5 protein-coding genes are annotated in these 3,980 nt (G+C 74.0%); all 5 read left to right on the top strand.

From position 1 onward, the window contains the following. Window positions 1–316, top strand: a 316-nt coding sequence (locus AB0C69_RS39205; protein ID WP_360361262.1) for a glycerol-3-phosphate responsive antiterminator, incomplete at its 5' end; no start/stop codon positions are given. 96 nt (window positions 317–412) lie between these two features. Further along, on the top strand, window positions 413–1,444 hold the full coding sequence (locus AB0C69_RS39200; RefSeq protein WP_360361259.1) for a DMT family transporter: 1,032 nt from the start codon (window positions 413–415) through the stop codon (window positions 1,442–1,444). Window positions 1,445–2,001: 557 nt separating this feature from the next. After that, on the top strand, window positions 2,002–2,862 hold the full coding sequence (locus AB0C69_RS39195; RefSeq protein ID WP_360361256.1) for a helix-turn-helix domain-containing protein: 861 nt from the start codon (window positions 2,002–2,004) through the stop codon (window positions 2,860–2,862). After that, window positions 2,859–3,335 carry an SRPBCC domain-containing protein gene (locus tag AB0C69_RS39190; RefSeq protein ID WP_345172159.1) on the top strand — a complete coding sequence of 159 codons (477 nt, stop codon included), beginning with the start codon at window positions 2,859–2,861 and terminating at the stop codon, window positions 3,333–3,335. Before AB0C69_RS39195 ends, AB0C69_RS39190 begins: the two co-directional genes overlap by 4 nt. Further along, on the top strand, window positions 3,332–3,980 hold a 649-nt coding region (locus tag AB0C69_RS39185; protein ID WP_360361253.1), incomplete at its 3' end, for a dihydrofolate reductase family protein. The genes AB0C69_RS39190 and AB0C69_RS39185, both read left to right, overlap by 4 nt.

The raw sequence follows: 3,980 nt of genomic DNA, 5'->3' as shown, positions 1-3,980 counted from the left end.
CGAGGTCAACCTGCGGATCATCCGCCGCGGCGTCGGCGCGATCACGCAGGACGACATCGTCACGGACCGGTCGAACCTGCACCGCAGCGTGCAGTCCATCGGCCGGTCCCACCCGGACCTCGTCCAGCTCATGCCCGCGGTCATGCTGCGCTACGTCGAGCGCGAGGCCCGGGAGCTCGGCGTCCCGTACCTGGCCGCCGGCTTCGTCCAGGAGGAGGCGGACGTCTCCGAGGCGCTGCGCCACGGCGCCGCGGGCGTCTGCACCTCCGACGACACCCTGTGGGATCTGCGCCGGTCCGCCCTGCGCGCGTCCTGATCCCCGCTCCATCCGGCTGACGCGCCGGCCCGCCCGTGCCCCCTGCGGCCGGGCGGGCCGGTCGCCCCTGCACGCCCCCGCAACGGAAGGACCCTCATGAAGCCGGGGACGCCCGCTCCTCCCCTGCCGGCCGGCGCTCGCGCGCCCTCTCCCGCCCGAAGAAGGGGCGGCCGCCGCGGGACGCGGGCGGGCGCGGCGCTGGCGCCCGCCCTGTTCACCGTTCTGTGGAGCAGCGCGTTCGTGGCGGGCGTCCCCGGCGTCAGGGCGGCCCCGCCGCTGCTGCTGATGTTCGCGCGGTTCGCCGTCGCCGGGGTGCTCCTCGCGGCGTACGCCCTCGTCACGCGCGCCCGATGGCCGCGCGGGCGGGCGCTGGCGCACGTCGCCGTCACGGGACTGCTCATCCAGGCGGTGCAGTTCGGCTGCTTCTACACCGCCCTCTCCCTGCACTATCCGGCGGCAGTGATCTCGCTCGTCCAGGGCCTCAATCCGGTGGTGATCGCGCTGGCCGCCCGGCTGCTGGGCGAGACCGTCGACCGGCGGCAGGCCCTGGGCTTCGCGCTCGGCGCGGCGGGCGTGGTGCTCGCGGTCGCCGACCGGGTCAGCGTGTCGGCCTGGGGGATCCCGCTGTGCCTGGCGGGCCTCGGCGGACTCAGCCTCGGCACCCTCTACCAGAAGCGCTTCGTCCGCGACATGGACGTCAGAACCGGGACGGCCACGCAGGTCCTCGTCGGCGCGGCGGCCGTGGGCCCGCTCAGCCTGGCCGTCGAGACCCCGCGCGTGTCCGACTGGACGGCGTTCGGAGGGTCGGTCGCGTGGATGGTGCTCGTCAACTCCATCGCGGCGTTCCTGCTGCTCAACCGGATGCTGGCGCGCTCGTCGGCGACCCGGGTGAGCACGGTGTTCTTCCTGACCCCGTCGGTCACGGCGGTGCTGGCCTGGCTGGTCGCCGGCCAGGCGCTGCACCCCCTGGTGATCGCCGGTCTCGTGCTCGGCGGCGCCGGAGTCCTGCTCGCCGCCGGACGCCCCGCCGCGACGGGACCGCCCCGGCGCGGGAGGCGCCGGGCGGCCCGCGGCGCCGGCGGGGCCGCCCGGGTGTCGGGGCGGGTCAGCGGTAGTCGTTCTCCTTGAGCTCGACGACCCAGGCGCGCCGCTCGGCGATCTTGCCGCCGCGCATGACGAACACCGTTCCGGGACCTGGGCGAGGCCGAGGCCGCCGAGGGCCGCGCCCCCGACGACCTGCGGGCGGCCCTCACCGTCGCGACCGGCGTCGCCGCCGAGCACCTCACCCGGCAGGCCCTGCGGCGCGGGCTGGCGCTCACTCCGCGGCACGGCGGGACGGCCGTCCAGATGGGTCTGGCCTACACCGACCGGCTCCGGCGGGCCGCGGCGGCCGGCCATCTGTCGGCCACAGCGCGCGGCGCCGCCCAGGGCGGGCCGGAGCAACGGCGCCTGATCGACCTGATCCTGAGTCCGCACTGCGAGATCCGGGCCCTGCGCGAGGCCGCCGCCCGTGCGAGCCGGCCCCTTCCGCGGACCGTCGCCGTCATCGCCGTCGACGGTCGCCGCCGGGACGCCGCACCGCCGCGCTTCCTGCCGGAGGACGTCCTGAACGGGCTCCATCTGAAGGTGCCCTGCCTGGTGTTCCCCGACCCCGAGGGACCCGGCTGCCGTGTCGCCTGGAGGCGATGCTGGGCGACCATCCGGCCGTCGTCGGCCTCGCGGTCGCCGTCACCCGCGCCGCCCTCTCCCTGCGTCTGGCCCGGTGCGGTCTCGACCTGCTCCCGCCCGCCATGCTCGCCCGCGGCACTCCCGTGCACGTGAGCGAGCAGATCCCCGCGCTCCTGCTCGTCCAGAACCACGATCTGGCCCAACGCCTCGTCGACCGCAAGCTGGCGCCGTTACGCCGGCTGCGCCCGGCCCAGCACGACCGGCTGGCGAAGACGCTGCTCGCCTACTTCGAATGCGGCTTCAACGCCAGCACCACCGCCGCCCGCCTGCACACCCATCCCCAGACGGTCCGCAACCGCCTTCGCCTGCTCGAACGTCTCTTCGGCCCCGAGCTCTACGCCCCCGCCAGCGTCCTCGGCTACCTCATGGCCCTGCACGCCTGGCACTCCTCACCGACCGGCCGGAAACCGGCGCCGGGAAGAGACCGCCGCATACTTAGCCGTTGCGCTAACCATGACGCTCGGGTAATACTTAGCTTTATGGCACAGTATTCGCCGGAGCTGGACGGCGTGTTCGTCGCCCTCGCCGACCCGACCCGGCGCGCCGTCGTCCGGCGCCTCGGGCTCGGGCCGACGAGCGTCGGCGACCTCGCCCGCGAGTTCCCCATGACCCTCCCCTCGTTCATGAAGCACGTGCGGACCCTGGAGTCGAACGGGCTCATCCGCACCCTCAAGTCCGGTCGGGTGCGCACCTGCGTGCTCAACCGCGAAAGGCTCGATCTCGTCGACGACTGGCTCGCCGAGCAACGCCGGATCTGGGAGGGGCGCACCGACCGCCTCGAACAGTTCGTCACCGACCCGAAGGAAGAAGGCCGATGAACCCCGATCTCGACCTCGGCCTGGAGCGGATCATCCGCGCTCCCCGCGCGACCGTGTGGCGCGCCTGGACCGATCCATCCCAGCTCGAACAGTGGTGGGTCCCGGCCCCGTCCCACTGCCGGGTGGACCATCTGGACACGCGGCCCGGCGGAGCGTTCGTCACGCGGCTGAGCGACGACGGGACCCACTTCGGCCCGCACATGGACGCGTGCTTTCTCGCCGTCGAGGAGCCCCACCGGATCGTGTTCACCAACGCGATCGACAGCACGTGGCGTCCCGCGCACCCCGCACCGGTCGCGATGACCGCCACGATCACGATGGACGACCATCCGGACGGCACGGCCTACCGGCTGGTCGTCCAGCACCGCGACACCGAGGCCCGCGCCCGCCACAGCGAACTCGGCTTCGCCGACGGCTGGACGACGGTCGCCGGCCAGCTGGCCGCCTTCGCGGAGAGGCTCACCGCACGATGAAGATCACCCTCACCGAGTTCGTCACGCTCGACGGAGTCAGCCAGGGCCCCGGCTCGCCGGACGAGGACACCACGGACGGTTTCACCCGCGGCGGCTGGCTCGTGCCCCACATGGACGCCACGTTCGTCCGGCGCGCCTCCGAGTGGCTCGACCTCGCCGACGGCCTGCTCCTCGGCCGGCGCACCTACGAGGCGTTCGCGCGCGACTGGCCGAAGATCACCGATCCGGCCGACCCCTTCACCGCACGGATGAACGCGCTGCCGAAATACGTGGTGTCCGACACCCTCACCGAGGGGACCTGGCACCCCACCACCGTGCTCGCGGGCGATCCGGTCCAGACGGTCGCCGGCCTCAAGGCGCGGCCCGGGCGGGAACTCCAGATCCACGGCAGTTCCCGCCTGGGGGACTCGCTGCTGTCGGCGGGCCTGATCGACGCGCTCCGCCTCGTGGTCGCGCCCGTCGTGCTGCGAAGCGGCCGGCGCCTTCTGGACGCGCAGGGCGCCCCGAACGGGCTGCGCCTCGTCCGCCACGAGGCCACCCCGGCGGGTGTAGGACCGGCTGACGCGCGGGAAGGCCCGGCACGTGGTGACCGCCTCGTCCGAGACCGGGAAGTTCGACGGCGTCGAGGGCGAGTACACGCGGATC

The organism is Actinomadura sp. NPDC048032 (assembly GCF_040653175.1).
Taxonomy (GTDB): domain Bacteria; phylum Actinomycetota; class Actinomycetes; order Streptosporangiales; family Streptosporangiaceae; genus Spirillospora; species Spirillospora verrucosospora.
Note: the sequence above shows the minus strand (reverse complement) of the source record. Positions and strands in the feature narration are given on the sequence as shown.

Coding starts and splice junctions, on each gene's coding strand:
- AB0C69_RS39200 (WP_360361259.1), top strand. CDS start 413: ATGAAGCCGGGGACGCCCGCTCCTCCCCTGCCGGCCGGCGCTCGCGCG.
- AB0C69_RS39195 (WP_360361256.1), top strand. CDS start 2,002: ATGCTGGGCGACCATCCGGCCGTCGTCGGCCTCGCGGTCGCCGTCACC.
- AB0C69_RS39190 (WP_345172159.1), top strand. CDS start 2,859: ATGAACCCCGATCTCGACCTCGGCCTGGAGCGGATCATCCGCGCTCCC.